Annotated in this window: 14 protein-coding genes; 9 read left to right on the top strand and 5 right to left on the bottom strand. The window is 64.7% G+C overall.

Annotation, left to right across the window (positions count from 1 at the left end):
• Positions 1 to 240: 240 nt before the first annotated feature.
• From QSJ30_RS09490 to QSJ30_RS09510, 5 genes are all read left to right on the top strand, one after another.
• Positions 241 to 942 (top strand): TonB-dependent receptor, encoded by a 702-nt coding sequence (locus tag QSJ30_RS09490; RefSeq protein ID WP_285608704.1) that lies wholly within the window; start codon positions 241 to 243, stop codon positions 940 to 942.
• A gap of 48 nt (positions 943 to 990) precedes the next feature.
• Positions 991 to 4,104, top strand: coding sequence for a TonB-dependent receptor (locus QSJ30_RS09495; RefSeq protein ID WP_285608707.1), 3,114 nt, complete (start codon positions 991 to 993; stop codon positions 4,102 to 4,104).
• 18 nt (positions 4,105 to 4,122) lie between these two features.
• A complete protein-coding gene (locus tag QSJ30_RS09500; protein WP_285608708.1) occupies positions 4,123 to 4,692 on the top strand; it encodes an outer membrane beta-barrel protein in 570 nt (189 codons plus the stop codon).
• A 589-nt stretch (positions 4,693 to 5,281) separates the two neighbouring features.
• Positions 5,282 to 8,323: a TonB-dependent receptor gene (locus QSJ30_RS09505; protein WP_285608710.1), complete on the top strand. Its 3,042-nt coding sequence runs from the start codon at positions 5,282 to 5,284 to the stop codon at positions 8,321 to 8,323.
• A 532-nt stretch (positions 8,324 to 8,855) separates the two neighbouring features.
• Positions 8,856 to 11,921, top strand: a complete 3,066-nt coding sequence (locus tag QSJ30_RS09510) for a TonB-dependent receptor (RefSeq protein WP_285608712.1) — start codon at positions 8,856 to 8,858, stop codon at positions 11,919 to 11,921.
• A 63-nt stretch (positions 11,922 to 11,984) separates the two neighbouring features.
• Here QSJ30_RS09510 and QSJ30_RS09515 read toward each other — a convergent pair whose 3' ends face one another.
• From QSJ30_RS09515 to leuS, 4 genes are all read right to left on the bottom strand, one after another.
• The gene (locus QSJ30_RS09515) at positions 11,985 to 12,542 is read right to left on the bottom strand and encodes a cob(I)yrinic acid a,c-diamide adenosyltransferase (protein WP_285608719.1); all 558 of its coding nucleotides are present in this window, start codon (positions 12,540 to 12,542) and stop codon (positions 11,985 to 11,987) included.
• Positions 12,543 to 12,714: 172 nt separating this feature from the next.
• Positions 12,715 to 13,356: an orotate phosphoribosyltransferase gene (gene pyrE / locus QSJ30_RS09520; RefSeq protein ID WP_285608724.1), complete on the bottom strand. Its 642-nt coding sequence runs from the start codon at positions 13,354 to 13,356 to the stop codon at positions 12,715 to 12,717.
• On the bottom strand, positions 13,356 to 14,294 hold the full coding sequence (locus QSJ30_RS09525) for a PLP-dependent cysteine synthase family protein (RefSeq protein WP_285608726.1): 939 nt from the start codon (positions 14,292 to 14,294) through the stop codon (positions 13,356 to 13,358). The genes pyrE and QSJ30_RS09525 overlap by 1 nt, the downstream gene beginning before the upstream one ends.
• Before the next feature lie 4 nt (positions 14,295 to 14,298).
• Positions 14,299 to 16,833: a leucine--tRNA ligase gene (gene leuS / locus QSJ30_RS09530; RefSeq protein ID WP_285608728.1), complete on the bottom strand. Its 2,535-nt coding sequence runs from the start codon at positions 16,831 to 16,833 to the stop codon at positions 14,299 to 14,301.
• A 234-nt stretch (positions 16,834 to 17,067) separates the two neighbouring features.
• Here leuS and QSJ30_RS09535 point away from each other — a divergent pair, with 234 nt between their 5' ends.
• Positions 17,068 to 18,342: a M20 family metallopeptidase gene (locus QSJ30_RS09535; RefSeq protein ID WP_285608730.1), complete on the top strand. Its 1,275-nt coding sequence runs from the start codon at positions 17,068 to 17,070 to the stop codon at positions 18,340 to 18,342.
• Entirely contained in the window at positions 18,335 to 18,970 is a 636-nt protein-coding gene (locus QSJ30_RS09540; RefSeq protein ID WP_285608731.1) for a trimeric intracellular cation channel family protein, read from the top strand. Before QSJ30_RS09535 ends, QSJ30_RS09540 begins: the two co-directional genes overlap by 8 nt.
• Before the next feature lie 6 nt (positions 18,971 to 18,976).
• Here QSJ30_RS09540 and QSJ30_RS09545 read toward each other — a convergent pair whose 3' ends face one another.
• Entirely contained in the window at positions 18,977 to 21,235 is a 2,259-nt protein-coding gene (locus QSJ30_RS09545) for an aconitate hydratase (RefSeq protein ID WP_285608732.1), read from the bottom strand.
• A gap of 276 nt (positions 21,236 to 21,511) precedes the next feature.
• Here QSJ30_RS09545 and QSJ30_RS09550 point away from each other — a divergent pair, with 276 nt between their 5' ends.
• Together QSJ30_RS09550 and QSJ30_RS09555 are read left to right on the top strand one after the other, a co-directional pair.
• Entirely contained in the window at positions 21,512 to 23,824 is a 2,313-nt protein-coding gene (locus QSJ30_RS09550) for a glycosyltransferase family 4 protein (protein ID WP_285608733.1), read from the top strand.
• Positions 23,821 to 25,278, top strand: a complete 1,458-nt coding sequence (locus QSJ30_RS09555; RefSeq protein ID WP_285608734.1) for a glycoside hydrolase family 130 protein — start codon at positions 23,821 to 23,823, stop codon at positions 25,276 to 25,278. The genes QSJ30_RS09550 and QSJ30_RS09555 overlap by 4 nt, the downstream gene beginning before the upstream one ends.
• Positions 25,279 to 25,439 lie beyond the last annotated feature (161 nt).

Consider the following 25,439-nt stretch of genomic DNA (forward strand, 5'->3'; position numbering starts at 1 on the left):
GTAGATCAGTTCCCGGGTTTTTTGAAAAATTAACAAAAATTAATACCCCTCGTATTGCAATGCTCGCATCATCACCCTTGGATATTTCTCTCTACCCCTTCTGTCACACCCCTGCCCGGGGGCAATTCTCCGTGCAATCCAAGGGGTCACAGATGCTTTTTCACCACGGAGCCGCCACCGTCCGGCTCTGGCCTTCTGGAGGATGCTATGCATCTCTTGAACCACCGAATGGGCTGCCTCATGGCCCTTCTCATCCTCGGTTCCCCCGTTCTTCTGGCCCAGGAGAAGGGGATCGGGTATGACCTCAAGCTGAGAGCTGCCAGCGGCCTCAGCACCAACGACCACCTCAGCTCCTCGGCCTTCGGGCTTGGCCTGAATGTCAGGTACGGATTCGAGTGGGGCACGCTCAATGGTGAGCTTGGCTATTTCTACAAACCGGGTCGCCAGTATCTGGTTGGGTTCAATGCCCCCGCTGCCGGCATGCCGGCTGCTGATCCGGGCTATTCCGTGGACAGCCGGAAGAACTCCCTGAACCAGTTGAACGCCAGGTTCAGCTATGAAAGGGCCATCAACAATACCTGGTCCTGGCAGGCGGGCCTGCAGCTGGGCCAGTCCAAGTTCCGGCATGAGTACATCGGGGATGTCGGGGATACCGGCTGGGCCACCTACGAGGATACCTACAACGGAACTCCGACGAAGAGCGTGTTCACCGTGAATCCCTTCGCGGGGGTGACCTATCAGATCAACCAGGATTCGGCTTTCGAGCTCAACCTGATTTCCATTTCCTACACCGCCATCGAATTCCAGCATTCGCCTGGCTCCCCGATTGTCTCAGGAAGCGCATCCGTTCCCGGCTCCCACCTTGTCTACGCTGGCGACCGCCTGGAAGAGAAGAAGCGCAATTCGCTGCACATCGAAATCGGATACACCTTCCGGTTCTGAGGTGGCATTCGTTCCGGCATCGACCAAATCCTAAGGAGATAAAAAACCATGTTTCGAACGAAATCAATTCTTGGCGGATCTGCGGTCACATTCGCCCTGGTCTCTGGAAGCGCGCTGTTCGCGCAGGTGACGAGCGGATCATTGTCGGGGCAGGTGAAGGATGCCAAGGGGGCTCCGATCGCCGGGGTCACCGTGACCTTGGACTCTCCCGCTCTCTTCAACCCCCGCGTCGTGAAGACCAACAATCGCGGTGAGTGGCACGCCCCCCTGCTGCCCGTCGGCAACTACAAGGTCACTGCGGTGAAGGATGGCTTTGTGACGGCCGGCGCCAAGGACATCCGATTGGGCGTGGGTGCCGCGGTGTCTCAGGACCTGACCATGCAGCCTGTGGCCGCCGCGGGCACCACTGTTGAAGTGGTGGCCAGCGCCGCCACCGTGGACAAGACGGACACCAAGGCCGCTACCAATTTTTCATCTGACGACCTGATCGCGCTCCCCGGTGTTGATCGCAGCTTCACAGGTGCTGCCGACATGGCCCCCGGCCTGACGACCGGGCGCGGTGGCTCGTTCAGCGTTCGCGGCGGTGCCACCCAGAACACCAACTACCGCGTCAACGGCGTGGATGTGAAGGACGACTACCAGGGAGATCTGACCGGAACCTTCGTCATCGAAGACAACATCGATGACGTCCAGGTCATCCTGTCCCCCCTGAATGCCCGCAACGGCCGTGCCCTCGGCGGCGCTGTGAACGTCGTCACCAAGTCGGGTGGCAACGACTTCAAGGGCAGTATCCGCGCGACGCTCGCTCGAGATTCCTGGAATGCCCACAATCCCTCGTACACCTATCAGGCCGGCGAGACCAACGACAACCTGAACCGGGATTACCAGGTCACCCTGTCCGGCCCGATCTGGAAGGACAAGATCTGGTTCAGCCTGGGAACCATCCTCACGCCCTCCACGTCGGATGCGTTCAAGCTTGGAACGGCCTACAACACCCTGGCCGTGCGCACTGTCAGAACCGGCATTGCGGCCGTGGACGCCTTGACGCTGGCGGGTCCCGGAGGAGGTTACGCCTTCACCAAATTCGAGCAGGGATCGCCCTACACGCGCACCCGTTCCTTCGATTATTACGAAGGCAAGATCACAGGCGCCATCACGCCCGACCACACCGTTGAAGCAAGCTTCACGAAATCCCTGTCCACCCTGAACAACCGCAACCCCTACGGCGATGGCAGCAGCGTGATCGGACGCCTGGCCGCCCTCGGCAAGCAGACAACGGACAAAAAGGTCTTTGGCCTGGGGTACAAGGGCATCCTCGCCAGCAACCTCTTCATCGAAGCCCACTACAACCGCCTCGATTCCGAGACCGTGTTCCCCTCCGGCGACCCAGCTTACGGAACGGGCGAAGGGTTGTATGTCTATGCAGGTCGTACTTCCAGCACTGGCCGCACCGGTTTCACCTTCCCCTTCGGCATCGGCATCACACCGACACCGGATGCCCGCAACAACCGCAGCGGCAATTTGAATGTCATGTACATCCTGGATTTCATGGGCAGCCACGAAATCGACTTCGGCTATGACTACTACGAGTCCGTCCGGGGCACCTCCAGGGCCGCGGGCAAAAAGAACCAGTTCTTCCGCGTGGGCGGCGCCTATTACAACCCCTCAAGCAACAGCTACCTCTTCCAGGCCATCAATGACGTGCCCGGCCTCTATGGCCAGGATCCAGACGGTCTCCGGGGCCCCGCGCCCAGCCTTGTGGCCTATTCCGGCGTGGATGGAACCACGCGCAACCGCACTGACTCCATCTATTTCAATGACCAGTGGACCATCAACCAGCACTGGAACTTCATGCTGGGCCTCCGCTACGACAACATCGGCGTGAAGGATACCGATGGCACCCGGCTCGGGAAGGCCAGCGACATCTCCCCCCGTCTCCAGCTCCGCTACGACGTCAATGGGGATAGCAAGCACATCTTCACGGCCACGGCAGCTCGGTTCGGTGGTGATTTCACCACCGGCTTCACCGACGCTTTCATCAAGAAGGCCGATGCCGCCGGTGTGAACCGCGGATGGAACGCAAACCTCGCCAACCCGGGCCCGGGCATCCTCGGCCAGGACGTGCAGTTCGTGGACTACAACACGATCACCAACCCCGCCAATTACGGCCGGGTGCTCGGCTATTTCGACAACAGTAAGAGCTATGTGGTTGCCGGGGACCTGCGTGCTCCTTACCTCGACGAGTACACCCTGGGCTACAAGCGCTCCTACAGCAATGGATCGCGGGTCGGACTCACCTTCATCCACCGCGAGTGGAAGAAGGATTGGGCCTTCTCCGTGGATTACCTGCCCACCGAGATGGTGACCCTGACCGATCCCACGGGATCAGGCCTGCCCGACCAGAAGGCCCAGATCACGCACGTGTTTAATTCCGACCAGCTTTCCCGCAAGTACAACGGGCTTGAGCTGGAATGGCTCGGCAAGATCAACGCCATGTGGACCTGGGGCGGCAACTACACCTACAGCCGTCTCGTGGGCAACAACAACGGTGGCGACTCCAATACGGGCCAGTCCTTCCGTGAGAACGCACCCGCTGGCTACTACTACAACCGGACCCAGCTAACGCAGGTCCTGGGTCGCTCTGAAAGCGACTTCGCCCCCACCGGTCCCCTCCTTCAGGACCAGACGCACCGCGCTCGTGTCCACCTGACCGCCGTGCTGCCCCTTGGCAAGGGCCAGATCTCCTACTCCTGGCTTCTGCGCTACGACTCCGGCCTGAACTACTCTGCCGCCTCGAACGCCCCCCTTGGCCTCACCAACCTGCCGGCACCTGCCCCTGCGGCCCCTCGGACCTACACCCAGTTCTACGGCGGTCGCGGCCAGTACAACTACAACGACACCTACCAGGTGGACTTCAAGATCGCCTTCCAGGTGCCCCTGGCCCTGTGGAAACTGAAGCTGATCGGCGATCTGCAAATCAACAACCTGTTCAACACGCAGATGGTTTCGGATTTCAGCACGGCCATGTACAACGCCAACGCTGGAACCAACGTCCTCTATGTGAATGATTCAACCACCTTCGGAACTACCCAGCCTGGTTCCGGTCTCAATTACTTTGTGAACGCTCGGTCCTTGGCTTTCAGCCTCGGCCTGCAGTTCTAGTCTGAGTCAGGAGACCCAATGATGATTCGATCCACTCTTCGGTACCTGGCCCTCGGGGCCCTTCTCGCTGGCACGAGTCTCGTGGCCCAGGAGACACAGAAAACCTGGACTGCTGGGGCGAGCCTGACTTCCGCCCTGGACGGCCTCAAGGAGGTCACCCACAACACCACCGGGTTTGTGGTGGACTTCGGGTACAACGGCCACCTCGGCAATAGCACCGTGCCGTTCCGGGCCAGCCTGGGCTACCAGTATTTCCCGGGCAGCGATCATCTCGGCCTGAAGCAGAGCCTCACCAGCTTCCAGGTGGCCGGGGACATCTTCATCGCCTCCCCCTGGACAGACCTGCAGTTCATCACGGGCCTGTCGATCAATAAGTACAAGGTGAAGTCCGAGGCGGCCGGGCTTGGAAGCTCGACCGACAACGTCAAGGGCCCTAAGTTTGGCGCCCGACTGGGGCTTGAGTACCGCTTCACGCCCGCCTGGTCCGGTCAGTTGCTGGTCCAGATGACTGAATTGGGCACGGATGCCACTAGGACCACCGGCATCAATCCTTCCTGGGTTCAGGCCGGGGTGAAGTTCCACTTCTAGGAACTCGCCAGCAGCTGCCACTAGCCATGCAGGCCCCGCCCGTGCGGGGCCTGCTTTTACATTGAGGGGCACGGGCCAAGCGCCGCAGGAAGCGCTTACTCCGGCTGTGCTTGCCACCACCCTGGCCGGAGCCCGGGGCACCCGGGTCAATGCGGTTCCGCTGAATTCAGCCCTCACCGAGATGCTTACCCAAGATGGGGCCCCTTCCGGTCGGCAGCTCGGCTCAACGCACTACCCTCCGTACCGCTGCCATAGTAGGCATAATTGGCATCTATAGCTTTTCCAGTCAGGTTTCCGCACTGCCAGGTGCAGACGGCTGTGCCCTGATATCCCAAATGTTCACAGAAGGCGGGAATGGGTTTGAACCACATATATCGCAATGCGATGCTCGAATCTCGAACCCGTATCGAAATTATTTGTAAAGATCGTGGAACCTGACCTATTCTTGCGACACTCGCCCCCGGTCTTTGGCAGTCCTCCCAGACTTCAGAACCACCCACCGCCACAGTCTCTGTGGCGGGTTTGCTTCTCTCCCCCAATTCGCACCTGCACCATGCGGCTCTGCCGCCTTCCCCCCAAAGGAGTTTCTATGAGTCGAGTCTTTTCCCGGCTGGGCTTCACCGCCGCGGCCATCGTTGCCGGCAGCGGCATCATGGGCTATGCCCAGGATGCGACTACCGGTGCCATCTCCGGAGTCGTGACGGGGCCGAACGGCGCCCTGATCGCCGGCGCCCGCGTCATTCTGGATGGTGGCCGCGGACAGATCGTGCGCGCCACTGATGCCAACGGGTCCTTCAAGGCCTCCGCCCTGATTCCCGGTCAGTACACCGTCACCGTGACTGCGCCTGGCTTTGAAACGGCTGCCAAGCTCACGGCCAACGTCTCCATCAACACCCTGACCCCTGTCAGGCTCACCCTGTCCAAGGCCGCTGGCGCGGTCGTCGAAGTGCTCGCCACCTCCCAGAGCATCGACACCACCACCCAGACCTCCGGCACCTCCTACAACTCCGAGACGATCTCCGCCCTTCCCCTGGGTCGCTCGTTCTCGTCCATCGTGAACCTTGCCCCTGGCGTTTCCAGCAGCGGCATCGATTCCAACAACCCCTCGGTCGGTGGTTCCTCCGGTCTGGAGAACCAGTACGTCATCGATGGTGTGAACACCACCGGTGCCGGTTATGGCGCCAACGGGTCCTACTCGATCGTCTACGGCTCCCTCGGCACCGGCATCAACACCGACTTCATCAGTGAAGTGCAGATCAAGAGCTTCGGCATGGATGCCGAGTTCGGCGGTTCCACCGGCGGCATGGTCAACGCTGTCACCAAGACCGGCGACAACACGCTGCATGCTCAGGTCTTCGCCTACTTCGACCTGAATTCGCTGCAGTCCAAGGACAAGGAACCCCCCCGCATCGATCCCACGCTGCGCCTCACGCCCTCGTTCGACAGCACCAACCGGTATGAGCTGGGCTTCACCGTCGCCGGCCCCATCATCAAGGACAAGCTGTTCTACTTCGTCGGCTACAACCCCATCCGCAGTTCCGTGAAGCGGACCCAGATCGATCCCGCCCAGCCCTACTACGGCCGCCAGATCGAGCAGAAGACCGAGACCAACTCCTACTACGGAAAACTGAACTGGATGATCACCTCCACTCAGTCCCTGGAGTTCAGCATCTTCGGCGATCCCGGCAAGCTGCCGTTCGGCGCCAACCGCACCGCCTCCATCTACACCGCTCCCTTCAGCTGGGAAGAAGTCCAATTCGGCGGCCGGAACTGGACCCTGAAGTACAACGGCGTCTTCTTCAATGACTTCCTGGTGGAAGCTCGTGTCTCCCAGGCCAACAACAAGTTCCGGCGCATCCTCGACCCCGTCGTCCAGAAGACCTACCGCGTGTCCGACGTGTACACGGGCGTGCAGTACGCTCCTGGCCCGGGCTTCGTGGATGGCACGGACGATCGCAACCGCCAGTACGACCTGAAGCTGACCAAGACCTTCGGCGCCTTCGAGTTCAAGGCCGGTTACTTCAAGGAAGACATCGAGCACAAGGGCGGCAACACCTACCAGGGCCCCGCCGGCTTTGTGGACCCCCACACCGGTGCCACCGGCCAGCCCTACTCCAGCGGCGCTCTGGTCAGCCAGCGCTACTATGTGGTTGACCCTTCACTGAATTACACCGTCGGCACACAGGTCCGGACGCCGTCTACCAACATTGCGCCCTACTACCGCATCACCCGCGCCCGCACGACGCCGCCCCTCATCCCCACCACCGCCCCCTGGGAAGGCTATTTCGTCCAGGCGAAGTACTCCTGGAACAACCGCCTGTTCGTGAAGGCCGGCTTCCGCTGGGAATCGGAAGACATGGCGGGTCTCCAGCAGACCTACAAGTTCAAAGCCAAGGACGCCATGGCGCCCCGCCTCTCCATTACCTGGGATCCGAACGGCGACGGCAAGAACAAGATCTACGCCTTCTATGGCAAGTACTTCGAGAAGGTCCCCCTCGATCTCGCGGTCCGCTCCCTCAGCACCGAAGTCGGCGTCAGCCGTTCCGACTTCTACAACATCAATAGCGCCTACAATTCCCTTACCAACCCCATCCAGACGGGCACCGTCATTCAGGACGTTCGACCGGCCTCTGGTTACGGTGTGGTGGGAGCCAACAATTCGCTCCACTTCGTCGGCAGCGCTGGCTTCCTGACTCCTGTGCTCCCCGGCACGAAGCTGCCCTACACCAACGAGTATGTCCTCGGCTGGGACATGCAGCCCTCCGAAGGCCTGACCATCAGCAACCGGGTCATCTACCGTTCGCTGGGTCGCGCCCTGGAAGACATGGGCATCGACGGCGGGAACAACCTGCCCTACTACATCGCCAATCCCGGCGAGAACTCCGCCCCCATCGGTCAGCTGGCCGCCGCCATCGACCCGACCCTGGGGAACAGCGTGACCCCCACTGCCAGCTGGCCGAAGCCCAAGCGCGACTACTGGGCCTTCGAAATCGAAGTGTCGAAGACCACCAAGCACCTGAATGGGTTCTTCAACCTTCGTCTCTCCAGGCTCGAGGGTAACTACGAGGGTCTGTTCCGCAACGACAACGGCCAGAGCGACCCCAACATCACCTCGCTGTTCGACTTCTCCAGCGAATACCTGAAGAAGTACGAGGACCCCGCCAACCCCGACTACCATCCCCGCGGCCTGACCGGTGATGAGGCCTTTGCTTCCGGCCCCCTCCCCAACGACCGCACCGTGGTGGCGAACGCCGGCGTGACCTATAGCTGGGACTTCGGCTTCTCCCTCACGACCCTGGTCAAGTTCCAGACCGGGACGCCCTTGAACAAGTTCTACGGCCTGATCGACTACGACAACACCGGTGAGCTCGCCGCCGGTGGCCGCGGATCCCAGGGACGCACCCCCAACACCCTGAACTTCGACCTGAGCGGCCAGTACGTCGTGAAGCTCGCCAACAAGCATCAGGTTTCTTTCCGTGCGGACGTCTTCAACCTGTGGAATGTCCACAAGCCGACCTCCTACGATCAGAACTACGAAGCTTCGGTGGACGCTCCCAACCAGAACTTCATGAACGTCCTGAACTACCAGACCTCCCGCCGCATCCGCTTGGGCGTGAAGTACCAGTTCTAGTCAGCACGCACGACCGCAAGAGAACCGGGCCCCTCGGGGCCCGGTTTTTTTTATCGGTGGTTGCGCGGGCAGGGATGAGTGGCCATCCCACTGAAGGCCACCTGGCATGAGTTCAGAGCCAGGCGGGCCGCTTGTCGCGGCGAGGATGGGGGGCACATCCTTCTAGGCGGGGAGATTTGTCGAGCCAGAGACGAGGCATGTTTCATACCTGATCTTTTAATCGTCAATTCATTTACTAATTCCGAGTCATCCCACATCTGCCTATCGGCACGATGGATCAACGGTGACATTCATATCGCACTGCGAGGTAGTGGATAAAAAATGCAAGAAAAGTTCCCGCGAAATTTTGAAGTCCGAGTTTATCCTTGTCTCACCCCTCAACTCTTTGGACATTACTATCCCCTTTCTTCTGAACCAAGACAGCCGACCTTCCTGAATTTCAGAGGTGAGGCTGCCGCTGACCAGACGGAGGAGGGACAGGGTGATCCGCCAACTTCCCCGTGCGGCTGCCCGCACTCATCAGGAGTCCTACATGTATTCATCTCCCCTCCGGATGGCCCGCACCACGGCCCTCCTTGTAGCGGCGGGCGCCGCTGCCTACGCCGCTGGCGACGGCAACCTGTACGTCAAGGTGCTGGATTCCCAGGGCAAGCCCGTCGCTGGCGCAACGGTGATCGTCACCAGCCCCACTCAGATCGGCGGTGCCCGTACCGTACCCTCCGACAAGGACGGCAACGCCCGGTTCATCCGTCTCAGTCCTGGTGATTTCAAGGTCCAGGTTTCCAAGGAAGGCTTCCAGACCGCCACCCTGACTGCCCTCGAAGTGAAGGTGGATCAGACGGCCGCGGCCAGCATCAAGATACAGGCCCTGGGTACCGCCACCGTTGAGGTGTTGTCCACCGTGTCCAACGTGGACGCCACCACCGTGACCACTGGCACCCAGATCACCTCCGCCGAATTGGAGACCCTGCCCATAGGCCGTACTCAGCTGTCGGTACTGAACCTGGCTCCGGGCGTCATCTCCACCCTTGGAAGCTCCAACAGCAACCCGACCCTGACCACCGGCCTCAACCGCGACAATTTCGGATCGGGCGGTGGCCGCAACAACACCTACCTCGTGGACGGTGTGGACGTGACCAGTCCCGAAGCCGGGACGCTGCGCACCACCATCGCACCCGAGCTGATCCAGGTGCAGGATGTGAAGACTGGCGCCATCACCGCGGAATACACCGCTCGTGCCGGCCTGTTCTCCAGCGTCACCACCAAAGTGGGCGGCAACGACTTCTCCGGCGGCCTCACCCTCGATTTCCAAAGCCCCTCCCTCCAGAACAAGGTGGGTTATGGCAAGTACGACGTGGGTGAGCGCAGCGTCCGTGACTACAGCGCCTATTTCATGGGCCCCATCATCAAGGATCGGCTCTGGTTCGTCGGCAGCGTCCAGACCATCAAGGACGAATACACGGTCAAGCTGCCCAGCGGGGAATCCCGCACGGGCCTGAACGAGGACGGCAAGCGGTTCTTCGGGAAGCTCACCTGGCAGATCACTCCCATCGATCTGGTCAGCTTCACCTACAACACCAATCCTTACGAATTGAACAACCTGTCTAACCCCGGCATCGTCACCCGCCGGGCGTCCAAGACCGAGCAGGGCGGTAATCGCTGGATCGCGGCCTACTCCCACCAGTTCAGCGATATTTTCGTGGACGTACACTACTCCCATCACCAGGAGGACAACAAAGCCACGCCGCTCTACACCAATGCGGGCCCTCAAAACAACATCGTCTCCCTCCTGCCCGGCGGCCTCACCCCGGATCAGGCTCAGCTCGGCAACAGCGCCGCCATGGACCTCCGCGTCTACAAGAAGGACCTGCTCCGTGCCGACTTGACCTGGCTCCTCAATGCCCTGGGCAACCACACGATCAAGCTCGGTGCCCAGAGCGGCGAGGACTCCCTCACTCGAACGGCTGGCATCAGCCAAGGCGTGGCGTACGAGAGCTTCGATAGCAATTCCTACACCTGGGGCGGCGTACCTGGCCTGCCCGGTGGCCAGGTGAAGTCCCAGCGAACCCGCGTCCTTGGCGCCATCAACAACACGCCCTCCCTCAAGGCCACAGCCATCGCCGCTGGCTATACACCCACCGGGGCGGGTGGGATATTCCAGTCCTCGGACTTCAATGCCTACACCTTCAACGAAGCCAATCCCGTCGGTGGCTACTACGGTTACCGAAATAACTTCGTGTCCTCCGCCAGCTCCACGCCCAAGCAGAAGACCCAGGGCTTCTACATCCAGGATCAGTGGCAGATCGGCAGGTTCACCCTCAGCCCCGGGTTCCGCTTCGACAAGTACGAGTACGAGGCTGACAACGGCCAATCCCTGTTCAAGACCGACTACAACTTCGCGCCCCGAATCGGCGCGACCTACGATGTCAAGGGTGACGGCCATTCCAAGATCTATGCCTACTGGGGCCGCTACATCGACCCCATCCGCCTGGACATGGTGCGGTTCACCGGCAGCCTCCAGGCTTCGGCCACCACCGAAGACGTGCGGATGTTCAACACCTGGATCACCGCCATCAACCGCGGGACCAAGGGCTCGGTGGATGCCGTTTTCGTGGACAAGTTCAAGCTCCCCAAGACCGATGAATTCCGCCTCGGCTACGCCACGGACTTCGCCAGCATCTACTCCTTCGAAGTGGTCGGCACCCTGCGCCGCGACTTCGACATTGTGGAGGACTGGGACATCGGCCTCTACTCCAGTGCCGACAACCTTGAAGGCGAGGCACGGGGCCTCTACAACATGGGCTCCGCCGTCACCAATCCGTACGCCAGCCTTAGCACCCAGCAGAAGCGCGTGGTCGACTACTTCCGCGGGCTCGCCATGCCGGTGGAGTATTTCGCCGGCGGCGGCTTCACTGGGGCCCAGAACCTCGCCCGGGCCCAGGCTGGCCAGCTCAACTTCGCCCTCGCCAACCTGCCCGGCGGTGTCCGCAAGTACAAGACCCTTGATGTGAGCGTCACTCGCCGCGAAGCCAATAACTGGGGTGGCTTTGCCTCCGTTAGTCTGGTGGATGGCCAGGGCAACAGCTTCAGTCTCGGCAACGCCGACTACCAGGGTGATGTGGCCCAGTGGGATCCGCGTCTGCCCTACATGAATGGCAAGCTCGATGGCTCTGTGGATTGGATGGCGAAGTTCAATGTGTTCTACCACTGGGACATGGGCCTGCAAGTGGCCATGAACTTCAACGCCAATTCCGGATACCACTACAGTGCCAGTGAAAAGGTCGGCACCCGCGTTCTGAATTCCGCCCCGGCTGATATCAATGAGGTGTTCAAGGAGCAGGCCGGGAAATACCGGACGCCCAACTTCTGGCAGAGCGATATCCGCGTCCAGTACGCCTGGAAGTGGAACCAGAAGCTCCGCTCCGAGGTCTACCTCGACATCATCAACCTGACCAACCGCCAGGAACCGACGGGTATTTCGGAGGGGCTCAATGTCCGCTCCGGGATCACGACCATCTACAACGCGGCCGTGGCCGGCACGCCGTACCAATTCCAGGCGCCCCGACGCTACCAGGTGGGCTTCCGCTTGAAGTTCTAGGCTGAGGCATCACCACCAAGAAAAGAGGGCCCTCGGGCCCTCTTTTCTTGTTCGACAATCAGATCAGTCCTTCGGCACCCACTGCACATCGGCCGTGCCGGCGGTGGCGTTCTCGGCGCGGGCGAGGGCGAAGAGCCAGTCGCTGAGGCGGTTCAGGTAGGTCAGGACGGCGGGGTTCAGGGGCTCCTCATGGGTGAGGGCCACCACCTCGCGCTCGGCCCGGCGGCAGACCGTCCGGGCCAGGTGCGCGTACGCGGAGGCGGCCGTGCCGCCGGGCAGCACGAAGGCGGTCATGGGCGGTGCCAGGGCCGTGAGGCGGTCGATGTCCGCCTCCATGTCCCCCAGGGCCCAGGTGGGCGTGCTCATGCGGGCTCCCAGGAGCTCCTGGCGGGAGGCGGGCGTGGCGAGGATGGCCCCCAGCACGAAGAGGTCGTGCTGGATGCGCTGCAGGGCCTCCCGGGAGGCGCAGGGAGCCGTGGCGTGCAGGCAGAGCAGGCCCATGATGCTGTTCAGCTCGTCCAGCGTGCCGTAGGCCACCAGCCGCAGGTGCGACTTGCTCACCCGGTCCCCCCCGAAGAGCCCCGAGGAGCCGTCGTCGCCGGTGCGGGTATAGAGCTTCATGATCAGACCTCGAAAAACAGGGACAGGATTAACAGGATTGCGGAGGATTCACAGGATTCAAGAAACAAAACCATGCCATCAAAATCCAAATCATTTCACTGCTTTGATCCTGTTAATCCAGCTTTTCATCCTGTTAATCCTGTCCACGCCTTTCGTCGGCGCCGGTTGGCGCCTATGCCCCGCCGCGGGCGCGGCTCCAGGCCACGGTGTCGGTGCGCCAGTCCTTCAGGGCGGTGAGGCCGGCGGCATCCAGGATCCCGCGACGCTCCGCCTCCTCGGCGAGCACCTGGAATGAGCCCAGCACTTCGAATGCGATCCGGGCTGCGGTGAAGGCCTTCTCCGCCTGGGGCAGGCCGTAGCTGAAGAGGGCCAGCACCGCGGGGAGCTCCGCGCCCTCGGCCCTGAGCGCGTCCGCACACTTGAGGCTGGACATGCCCGTGGAGATGAGGTCCTCGATGAGCACGGCGCGGTGGCCCTTGGCCAGCGGACCCTCCACCTGGCGGCCCATGCCGTGGTTCTTGGGCGTGGGTCGCACGTAGGCCATGGGCAGGCCCATGCGATCCGCCACCATGGCCGCCCAGGGGACTCCCGCCGTGGCCGCCCCGGCGATGAGCGTGGGGGCGAAGGAGGCCGTCCGCGCCACCAGGGCCTCCACGATCAGGCCGCGCGCCTCGGGGAACCCCAGCAGCTGGCGGTTATCGCAGTAGATGGGGGCCTTCAGGCCGCTGGCCCAGGTGAACGGGTCCAGGGGCTGCAGGCGCACGGCGCCCGCGTCCAGCAGGCAGGCGGCGAGATCCCGGGGCGAGAGGGGCATCACAGCTCCAGGTCGGCCACAGGCTGCTTGGACATGTAGCGCTCGGCCCCGTCGGGGAAGAGCGTCACCACCCGGGCCCCGGCGGGCAGGACCTTGGCGACCTCGCGGGCGGCCCAGGCGTTGGCGCCGCTGGAGGCGCCCACCAGGCAGCCCTCGGTGGCGATGAGTTCCCGGGCCGTGGCCAGGCTGTCGGCATCGGCCACATCGATGATGCGGTCCGCGATGGACAGGTCGAGGCTGGCGGGGATGAAGCCGTTGCCCACGCCCTCCACCACCCACTCGCCCAGGGGCGCGCCGCAGTAGACGGAACCCACGGGCTGCACCACCACGGCCTGGATCTTCGGGTTCTGCTCCTTCAGGTAGCGGGCGATGCCCGTGAAGGTGCCGCCGCTGCCGGCGCCCAGCACCACGGCGTCGACGCGGCCCTCCATCTGGGCCCAGATTTCCGGCCCCGTGGTGGCGTAGTGGCTGTCGGGATTGCTGGGGTTGTCGAACTGCTGGGGCACGAAGGCGTGGGGGATGCTCGCGGCCAGCTCCTGGCACTTGGCGATGGCGCCCTTCATGCCCTGTTCCTTCGGGATGAGCACCAGCTCGGCACCCAGGGCCTTCATGAGCATCATCTTCTCGCGGCTGTACTTGGTGGGCACGCACAGGATGCAGCGGTAGCCCAGCGCCTTGGCCGCGATGGCCAGGCCCACGCCCGTGTTGCCGGCCGTGGGCTCGATGATGGTGCTGAGGCCCGGCTTGATCTGGCCGAGGGCCTCCGCGGCGCGGATCATGCCCACGCCGATGCGGTCCTTCACGCTGCCGCCGGGGTTGAGGTACTCGAGCTTGGAGAAGAGCTGGAAGCCGGGCGCGAAACGGGTCAGGCGCAGCAGCGGGGTGTTCCCCACCAAGTCCAGGACGGTATCGACGACAGGAGGTAGGAAGTTCGTCACGGGATCAGCCTTTCACCACGATGCTCACCAGCTTGCCGCCGGGAGGCAGGACCACTTTCACGATCTCCTTGCCCGCCAGGTGGGGCTGGGCCTCCACGCAAGCCAGGGCGGCCGCGCGGCGTTGCTCCTCGCCGGCCTGGACGGGCACGGTGATGCGGCCGCGCACCTTGCCGTTCACCTGCACCACCACCAGCACCTCGTCGGCCTCCAGGAAGGCGGGGTCCGCCTCGGGCCACGCGGCCTGCATGCAGAGGCCCCGATTCTCAAGCTGGTTCCCGAGCTGGCTCCAGAGCTGCTCGGCCAGGTGGGGCGCCACGGGGGACATCATCCGCACGAAGGCGTCGAGTGCATGCTGCATGACTGCGCTGCGATGCGGCGCATCCGCCGGGAGATCACCCAGCGCGTTGGACAGTTCCATGAGGCCGGACACCACCGTATTGAACTGGTAGCGGCGCTCCAGGTCGTCCGTGAGCCGGGCGATGGTCTGGTTGAGCTTGATGAGCAGCGCCTTCTCCTCAGCGCTGAGCTGGTCCTTGGCGGGCAGGGGCTCGGCGGTGACCGACGAGGTAGCAGGGCTTTGCCCGGACACCGAGTGGGGGGTCCCGGGGGGGACATCGCGAGCGTCAGCGAGCAGGCGGTCCCCCCCGGTCATAGCCAGGTGGTCTTCCACCATGCGCGTGACGCGCTTGAGGAAGCGGCTGGCCCCCTCGATGCCCTCGAAGCCCGTCCAGTCGATCTCCTTCTCGATGGGCGCGGCGAAGATCATGAAGAGCCGCAGGGCGTCGGCCCCGTACTTCGAGATGACCTCGTCGGGATCCACGATGTTGCCCTTGGACTTGCTCATCTTCGAGCCATCCTTCAGCACCATGCCCTGGCAGATGAGCTTCTGGAAGGGCTCGGGGCCCGAGGCCAGGCCCAGGTCGCGCAGCACCTTGTAGAAGAAGCGGGCGTAGATGAGGTGCATGGTGGCGTGCTCGATGCCGCCCACGTAGAGGTCCACGGGCATCCAGGCATCGCTCTCGGCCTTGGCGAAGGGCAGCTCTGTGTTTTTCGGATCCAGGTAGCGCAGCCAGTACCAGCTGCTGTCCACGAAGGTGTCCATGGTGTCGGTTTCGCGGCGGGCGGGCTTGCCGCAGGCCGGGCAAACACAATCGAGGAAGGATCTCGACGTGGTGAGGGGAGACGGCCCGACGCCCGTGAAGGCCACATCCTCGGGCAGGCGCACGGGGAGGTTCTCGGCCTTCTCGGGCACGACGCCGCAGTGATCGCAATGCACGGTGGGAATGGGTGTGCCCCAGTAGCGCTGGCGGCTGAGGCCCCAGTCCTTGAGCTTGTAGGTGGTGGTCTTCTCGGCGCGGCCATTCAGTTTCGCCACCATGGCCGTGACGGCGTCTTCGCTCGCCATGCCCGTGAACTCGCCACTGTTGATGAGTGTTCCGAGATCCCACTCGCTCTCGGCCTCGATGACCTGGGGGATGGGCAGGCCGTACTTCTTCGCGAACTCGTGGTCGCGCTCGTCGTGGGCGGGCACGCCCATGACCGCGCCCGTGCCGTAGTCCATGAGCACGTAGTTGGCGGCGAAGACCGGCACCTTGTCGCCCGTGAAGGGGTGGATGACGGAAAGCGCCGTGCGGTGGCCCAGCTTCACGTCGCTGGTGAGGCGCTCCTCGCGGCTCACCGAGGCCACCTGGTCGCAGAAGGCCTTCAGCGCGGCATCGGCTTCCGCGGCCTTCTCGATGACGGGATGCTCCGTGCTGAGGGCCATGAAGGTGACGCCGAAGAGCGTATCGAGGCGGGTGGTGAAGACCTCGACCTGGCCGCCGCCCTCGAGGTCGAAGGCCAGGCGCGCGCCCTCGGACCGCCCGATCCAGTTGCGCTGCATGGTCTTCACGTTCTCGGGCCAGTCGAGACCGTCCAGGCACTCGAGCAGCTCATCCGCGTACTTGGTGGTCTTGAAGAAGTACTGCTCCAGGGGCTTCTGGACGACGGGGAAGCCCGTGCGCTCATCCTTGCCGTCCACCACCTGCTCGTTGGCGAGCACCGTGCCCAGCTCCTCGCACCAGTTCACGGTGCGCATGGCGCGGAACACGTCGCCCGCCTCCCACATCTTCAGGAAGAGCCACTGGTTCCAGCGGTAGTAGTCGTCCTGGAAGCTGGCGATCTCCCGGTCCCAGTCGTAGCTGATGCCCATCTTCTGGATCTGGCCCTTCATCTCCTCGATGTTCTTGCGGGTCCAGATGGCGGGGTGGATGCCGTGCTTGATGGCGGCATTCTCTGCCGGCAGGCCGAAGCTGTCCCAGCCGAGGGGGTGCATGACTTCGTAGCCCTTCATGCGGCGGAAGCGGGCGGTCACATCGCCCAGGGTGTAGTTCCGCACGTGGCCCATGTGGATGCGGCCGCTGGGGTAGGGCAGCATCACCAGCATGTAGAAGGTCTTGGAGCCCGGCAGCAGCTCCCCGGACCGCTTGGCGCGGAAGGCGCCCGACTCGAGCCAGCGGCGCTGGATCTCGGGTTCCTGGGTCAGGGGCTGGAAGGGCATGGCGAAACTCCGGTAGAACCCTTGATTCTACAAGGAAAAGGGCTCTCCTCCAGCCTCCGACTCAGCTGGCGCCAAGTCCAAGGGCCAAACCGGCCATGTTGTCCCATTCGCTGCAAGAAAAGGAAGGCATCATAAACGCCCGTGGAAGGTCGCGGACAGAACGGAACGGCCATGGTCCAGGACCCACCCGACGGCCAAGCCTTGAATCCGCATCCAGCCCAGAGGAGGACATCCATGGATCCGCTGGCCAAGGCGCTCGACCCCCACCTGGACGCCCTCCTGTCTGAGCTGGAGATGATCTACAAGGATCTCCACCGCCATCCGGAGTTGTCCATGCAGGAGGTGCGGACCGCGAAGCTGGCGGCGGAGCACCTGGCACAGCACGGATTCGAGGTGACCTCGGGCGTGGGCGGCACGGGCGTGGTGGGGCTCCTGCGCAACGGGCCCGGCCCCACGGTGATGCTGCGGGCGGACATGGATGCTCTGCCGGTGATAGAGGCCACGGGGCTGTCCTACGCGAGCACGGTCAGGGCCACGAACGACGAGGGCGTGGAGGTGGGCGTGTCCCACGCCTGCGGCCACGACCTGCACGTGACCTGGCTCATGGGCGCGGCCCAGGCGCTCAGCGAGCACCGGGACCTCTGGCAGGGCACCCTTCTGGCCGTGTTCCAGCCGGGCGAAGAGGTCGCCCGCGGCGCCCAGGCCATGGTGGACGACGGCATGACCACGCGTTTCCCCCGCCCCGACGTCATCCTGGGCCAGCACGTGATGGTGGGGGCGGCGGGCACCGTGGGCACCCGCAGCGGCACCATCCTCTCGGCCGGAGACAGCCTGAAGGTCCGGCTCTTCGGGCGCGGTTCCCACGGCTCCCAGCCCCAGACCTCCATCGACCCTGTGGTCATGGCGGCCTCGACCGTCCTGCGGCTCCAGACCATCGTCTCCCGCGAGGTCGGCCCCCTGGACAGCGCGGTGCTGACCATCGGCTCGCTCCAGGCCGGCACCAAGGAGAACATCATCCCCGAGGACGCCACCCTCAAGCTGAACATCCGCACCTACGACGAGGGCGTCCGCGACCACGTCCTGGCCGCGGTGAAGCGCATCTGCCGCGCGGAGTGCGCCGCCTCGAACGCCCCGCGGGAGCCTGAGTTCACCCCCCTGAACAGCTATCCCATGACCGTGAACGACGCGGAAGCCACGGCGCGGGTGGCGAAGGCCTTCCGGGCCCAGTTCGGCGAGGGGGCCTACGAGACGCCCCCCGCCGCGGCCAGTGAGGACTTCAGCCTCTTCGGCCGCGCCTGGAAGACGCCCTACGTGTTCTGGATCGTGGGCGGCACCGATCCCGAGGTCTACGCCAAGGCCAAGGCCGAGGGGCAGATCAACCGCCTTCCCAGCAACCACTCGTCGCGGTACGCCCCCGTGCTGCATCCCACCCTGAAGACCGGCCTCCAGGCCATGCTGGCCGCGGCCGGCGCCTGGCTCGGCCCCGAGGAGCCCACCAGCCATGCCTGAGCACGCGCTCTTCGAGTTCCTCGACCTGGCGGGCATCTTCGTCTTCGCCATCAGCGGCGCCGCGGCGGCCCGGGAGCGGGACCTGGACCTGTTCGGCATCGTGGCCCTGGCCTTCGTCACCGCCTGCGGCGGCGGCATCGTGCGCGACCTCTGCCTGGGCGCCCTGCCCCCCGTGGGCCTGGCAGACTGGCGCTACCTAGCCTGCGCCACCCTGGGCGCCCTGGCCACCCTCGGCGCCTATGGCTGGGTGCGACGCCTGCGGTATCCAGTGCTCCTCTTCGACGCGGTGGGGATGGCCATGTTCGCCGTGGCCGGCACGCAGAAAGCGCTGGGACTGGGCCGCAACGCCGAGACGGCCGTCCTTCTCGGCATGATGACTGCCGTGGGGGGCGGCATCCTCCGCGACATGCTGCTCAGCCGGGTGGCCGTGGTGCTGGAGCGGGAGATCTACGCCTCTGCGGCCCTGCTGGGGTCGCTGCTGGTGGTGCTGGGCGACCACTTCCACTGGGGCCCGGCCGGGACCACCTGGCCCGGCCTCGTGGCCTGCTTCGGGCTGCGCTACCTCTCGCTGCGGTACGGCTGGAACATGCCCCGGTTCGGCCGGCGCGAGATGGGCCCCGGGAACTGAGAACACCTACGGCTGCTTCGCCTTGCCGCCCATGAGGTTGAGGGCCGAGCCGGCCTTGAACCAAGAGATCTGGCCCGCGTTGAACGTGTGGTTCAGCATGATCCAGTCCTCGCGGCCATCCGCATGCCTCGCCACCAGCGTGAGGGGCACGCCGGGCGCGAAGGTGGCCAGACCGAGGATCGAGAGGCGGTCGTCCTCCTGGAGCCTGTCGTAGTCCTTGGGGTCCGCGAAGGTGAGGGGCAGCATGCCCTGCTTCTTGAGGTTCGTCTCGTGGATGCGGGCGAAGCTCTTCACGATGATGGCGCGGCCCCCCAGGTGCCGGGGCTCCATGGCGGCATGCTCGCGGCTGGAACCCTCGCCGTAGTTCTCGTCGCCGACGACCACCCAGTCGATGCCCGCGGCCTTGTAGGCGCGGGCCACCTTGGGCACCTCCTCGTAGTCGCCCGTGAGCTGGTTCTTCACGCGGTTGACGGCCCCGTTGAAGGCATTGGTGGCGCCGATGAGCAGGTTGTTGCTGATGTTGTCCAGGTGTCCCCGGAACCGCAGCCAGGGCCCGGCCGCGGAGATGTGGTCCGTGGTGCACTTGCCCTGCGCCTTGATGAGGATGTACAGGTCCGTGAGGTCCACGCCCCCCCAGGCCTTGAAGGGCTCCAGCTTCTGGAGGCGCTGGCTGGCGGGATCGATCTTCACGTCGATGCGATGGCGATCCTCGGGCGGCGCCTGGTAGGTGGCCTGCCCCTTGTCGTAGCCCTTCCTGGGCAGGCTGTCGCCACTGGGCGGCACCAGCATGAACGGCCTGCCGTCGGCTCCCGGGAGCGGATCCGTCTCGGGATTGAAGGTGAGGCGGCCCGCCAGGACGAAAGCCGTGACGATCTCCGGTGAGGCCACGAAGGCGCAGGTCTCGGGGTTGGCGTCGTTCCGCGCGGCGAAGTTGCGGTTGAAGCTCGTGATGATGGAGTTCCGGTCACCCTTCTGGATGTCGTGGCGCTTCCATTGCCCGATGCAGGGGCCGCAGGCGTTGGCGAGCACCATGCCGCCCACCGCGGTGAAGGTCGCCATCTGGCCGTCGCGCTCGATGGTGGCGCGGATCTGCTCGCTGCCCGGCGTGATGGTGAAGGTGGACCTGGCTTTCACGCCATGCTCCAGGGCCTGCCTCGCCACGCTGGCGGCCCGCTCCATGTCCTCGTAGCTGGAGTTGGTGCAGCTGCCGATGAGGCCCACTTTCAGCTCCTCCGGGTAGCCCTTCTCCTTCACGGCGGCGGCGAACTTCGACAGGGGCCAGGCCAGATCCGGCGTGAAGGGGCCGTTGATGTGGGGCTCCAGGGTACTGAGGTCGATCTCCACCACCTGGTCGTACTGGCAGCCCTCGTCGGCCCTCAGATGCTCGGCGAAGCCCTCGGCCAGCGCCGCGATCTCGCCACGGCCCGTGGCCCGCAGGTAGTCCGCCATGCGGTGGTTGAAGGGGAAGAGGCTCGTGGTGGCGCCGATCTCCGCGCCCATGTTGCAGATGGTGCCCATGCCCGTGCAGGAGATGGCATCCACGCCGGGGCCGAAGTACTCCACGATGGCGCCGGTGCCGCCCTTCACCGTGAGGATGCCCGCGAGCTTGAGGATGACGTCCTTGGGCGAGGTCCAGCCCTGGAGCGCGCCCGTGAGCTTCACGCCGATGAGCTTCGGCGCCTTCAGCTCCCAGGGCAGGCCCGCCATGACGTCCACGGCATCCGCGCCGCCCACGCCGATGGCCACCATGCCCAGGCCGCCTGCGTTGGGCGTGTGCGAGTCGGTGCCGATCATGAGGCCGCCGGGGAAGGCGTAGGTCTCCAGCACCACCTGGTGGATGATGCCGCTGCCCGGCCGCCAGAAGCCCAGGCCGTACTTGTCGCACACGGACGACAGGAAGTCGTAGACCTCCTTGTTCTCTGTGTTGGCCCGGGCCAGGTCCGGGCTGGAGCCCACCTCGGCCTGGATGAGGTGGTCGCAGTGGACCGTGGAGGGGACGGCCACGTCCGGCAGCCCCGAGGTCATGAACTGGAGGAGGGCCATCTGGGCCGTGGCGTCCTGCATGGCGACGCGGTCCGGCCGCAGCTCCAGGTAGCTCTTCCCCCGCAGGATCTCCGCCTGGCCCGGGTGGTCCAGGTGGCCGTAGACGATCTTCTCGGCCAGGGAGAGGGGCCGGTTCAGGCGCTGGCGCACCACCTTCAGGCTGGTGGCCATGCGGTCGTAGGCGGCCTGCACGAACGAGGGGGTGGATTCGATCTGCGCCATGGCGGAACCCTCCGGGGAGGGAAGTGTAGTCCGGTTCGGGCGAATCCGGGCCGCCGGCGATCCCCGGCGCCGCGCCCCGTCCTCCATCAAACTCCTGGTCTGGAAGGCGTTTCGAGCGCAGGATCAGACCTGTGGATGTCCCCGGCAGGTGTGCGGGATCGTTCGACACACCACCGGCCTTCCCAGCCTGGGTACCACCTGGGAGCGTTTCATGGAAATCAATGTCAGGCCAATCCGGGCGCTGGTCCCTCCGTCCTTGTGAAGAGGGACCGCGAGATGCCGTTGCCCGTGCCCGAGCACATCGCCTTCCTGGGCGGCTTCCTGCCGCGACTGTGCGGCATCGCCACCTTCACCCATGACCTGTGCGAGGCCGTGGCTGAGGCCGCACCCGGGTCGCAGTGTTTCGCCGGGGCGGTGAATGACCGCATCGATGCCTATGACTACCCCCCTCGCGTCCGCTTTGAGCTCGACGAGAAGGACTTGGATTCCTACCGGCGGGCGGCGGATTTCCTGAACTTCAACAATGCCGGCGTGCTCTGCGTCCAACACGAGTTCGGCATCTACGGTGGGGGGGCCGGAAGCCATCTGCTGGCCCTGCTCCGGGAAGTCCGGATGCCGGTGGTGACGACCCTGCACACGATCCTGAGCAACCCGAATGCGACGCAGCTCAGGGTGATGGAGGAGCTGATCCGCCGCAGCGACCGCCTGGTGGTCATGGCCCACAAGGGGGCGGAGATCCTACGCGACACCTACGCAGCCCCGGATGACAAGGTGGACCTCATCCCCCACGGCATTCCGGACATGCCCTTCATCGACTCCAGCTTCTACAAGGCCCAGCTCGGCGTGGAGGGGCGCAAGGTGCTCCTCACCTTCGGGCTGCTCGGCCCCGGGAAGGGCATCGAGTACGCCATCGAGGCCCTGCCGGGGATCGTGGCCCGACACCCGAACGTGGTCTACCTCGTGCTGGGCGCCACCCACCCCCACCTCGTCGCCCACGAAGGCGAGAGCTACCGGCTGAGCCTGGAGCGCCTGGCCGAGGACCTCGGCGTGAAGGAGCACGTGATCTTCTACAACCGCTTCGTGTCCCTGGACGACCTCAAGGAGTTCATCGGCGCCACGGACATCTACCTCACGCCGTACCTCAACGAGGCGCAGATCACCTCGGGCACCCTGGCCTATGTCTTCGGCGCCGGCAAGGCGGTGGTCTCCACGCCGTACTGGCATGCCCAGGAGCTGCTTTCGGACGGCCGCGGCACCCTCGTGCCCTTCCGGGACCCCCATGCCATCGCCGATGGGGTCTGCGCGTACCTGGACGACCCGGCCCGCCTGAAGGCGACCCGCGACGAGGCCTACCTGCTTGGGCGCGACATGATCTGGCCCGCGGTGGCGCAGCGCTACCTCGAATCCTTCCGGCGCGCGCGGACCGAGCGGAGGGCCACGCCCCGCTCCGCCTTTGCCGGATGGACGCTCGCCAGCCGCCCCTACGAACTGCCACCGCTCCGGCTCGACCACATCATCCGCATGAGCGACGGCACCGGCATCCTCCAGCACGCCACCTTCAACGTGCCGAACTTCCACGAGGGCTACTGTACCGACGACAACGCGAGGGCCTTCATCCTCTGCAACCTCCTGGATGAGCTCGGAGGAGGCTCGCCTTCGGAGAATACCGATCGCCTGGCCACGAGCTATCTCGCCTTCCTGGCGGCGGCCCTCAACCCGGAGACGGGCCGGTTCCGGAATTTCATGAGCCATGGGCGGCAATGGCTGGAGGCCTCCGGCAGCGAGGACAGCCATGCCCGCGCCCTCTGGGCCACAGGCACCGGCTCCGGACGGTCTCGCAATCCCGGCCACCGGCGGCTTTCGGCGCAGCTCTTCGAGCGGAGCCTGCCCGTGGTGGAGGCCTTCTCCTCCCCCCGCGCCTGGGCCTTCACGCTGCTGGGCATCCACGAGTACCTCCGCACCGCCCCGGACCATGCCCCGGCGAAGGCCCTGCGGGAGGACCTGACGGCCAGGCTCGTCCGGTTGTGGAACGCCTGCGCCACCGACGACTGGCCCTGGTTCGAGTCGAGCGCCACGTACGACAACGCCCGCCTCTGTCAGGCCCTGTTCATCAGCGCCCGGGGGGCGGCCAACCCCGAGGCCCTGGAGATCGCGCTCAAGTCCCTGGGCTGGCTGATCTCCGTGCAGAAGACCCAGAAGGGCCACTTCCGCCCCATCGGCAGCAACGGTTTCTACGTCAAGGGAGGCGCCCGCGCCTACTTCGACCAGCAGCCGGTGGAGGCGCAATCCATGGTCTCCGCCTGCCTCGCCGCCTACCGGGCCACCCGGGATGACCTGTGGCTGCGCGAGGCGAAGCGCGCTTTCGAGTGGTTCCTGGGCCGCAATGACCTGGGCCTGCCGCTGTACGATTCCAGCGGCGGAGGCTGCAGCGATGGACTGCATCCGGACCGGGTCAGCGAGAACCAGGGCGCGGAGTCGACCCTGGCCTTCCACCTGGCCCTCGCCGAGATGAACCTCGCCGCCCACGCCCTCGCCCCTGCCCCGACCCCGGCACCGGCCCCGGCCCCGGCCCCGGCCCCAGCCTCATGACGACCATCCCCCTCCGCCGCCACGACGTGGATCTCGTCCCCGAGAGCGCCCGGGTCATCATCCGTCCCTTCATTCCCTCCAACACCCACCGCATCACCACCATCCTCGGCCGCGCCCTCGCCCTGAGCGAGGAGGAGGCCGCCCGGGATCTGGAGTCCATGCTGAGGGAATTCGAGTCCCGGCACCTCGACATCGAAGCTCCCCTGCTGGCCAATTTCGAGCGGGTGCTGCCCCATATCTTCACCCACCGCCCCCTGACCCACACCCGCAAGCTCCTCATCGGCGCCCTGTTCTCAGGGGAATATGCGCTCGAGTCCGCGGCCCTGTTCAACCCCTCGATCGTCCCGCATCCCGACCAGGAGGGCGTCCCTGCCGGCGCCCTGCGCTTCATCATGAGCCTGCGCGCGACGGGGGAAGGCCACATCTCCTCCATCGAGTTCCGGACTGGCGTCATCGATCCGGCGGGGAACCTCCACCTGGATCCCATCTCCCGCTTTGTCGCCCTGCCGGATCTCAACCCCAATCCCAGCTACAGGAAGCTGCCCTTCATCGTCAAGCTGCATGAGATGGGCTTCAACAACGGGAACGCCTCCACGGTGATGGACTCCCTCGGCGACAGCTTCACCCGGAGCGACCTGAACCGCTGCATCCACCGCACCCGGCGCGAGACCCGGCCCCTCACCCAGGACCTCAGCAACACGCTCCGCTGCATCCAGTGGCTCGCCGATTCCAACTACGAGCTCCACTTCTCCCCCAAGCTCGCCATGAGCGAGCGGATCATCTTCCCGGTCTCCACGAACGAGAGCCACGGCATCGAGGACGCGCGCTTCGTCCGCCTCGTCGACGACGACGGCTCGGCGATGTACTACGCCACCTACACCGCCTACAACGGGCAGGCCATCCTGCCCCAGCTCATCGAGACCAAGGACTTCCTCCACTTCCGCATCCTCACGCTCAACGGCACCGCCGTGCAGAACAAGGGCATGGCCCTCTTCCCCCGGCGGATCGACGGCAACTACGCCATGCTCGCCCGCCAGGACGACGAGAACCTCTTCATCATGTTCTCGGACAACCCCCACCACTGGAGCGATTCGACGATGCTCCTCCGGCCCGCCGAGATGTGGGAGTCCGTGAAGATCGGGAATTGCGGCTCGCCGATCGAGACCGAGGCCGGCTGGCTGGTGCTCACCCACGGCGTCGGACCCATGCGCAAGTACTGCATCGGCGCCGCCCTGCTCGACCTGCAGGACCCGACCAAGGTCATCGGCCGGCTGCGGGAGCCCCTCCTCGCACCCGAGGGCACGGGGCGGGAAGGCTACGTGCCCAACGTCGTCTACAGCTGCGGGTCGCTCCTCCATGGCCGCGACCTCATCCTCCCCTACGCCATGAGCGACAAGGCCTCCACCATCGCGACCGTGCCCCTGGACGACCTGCTGGCCGCCCTGAGGACCTGAGCCCTCCTCCAGGTCTTGATGCCCGGATGCCCCGCCATTCATGAGAGCGGGAGCCGGGGGCACCGCCGCGATTCGGGGCACCAGGATCCGGGACTAAACCAATTACGAAGATTTTCGTTGATAACTACGAAACCTGTCGTATCTTTTCCGCATTCCTCTCC

It is taken from the genome of Geothrix edaphica (assembly GCF_030268045.1).
Taxonomy (GTDB): domain Bacteria; phylum Acidobacteriota; class Holophagae; order Holophagales; family Holophagaceae; genus Geothrix; species Geothrix edaphica.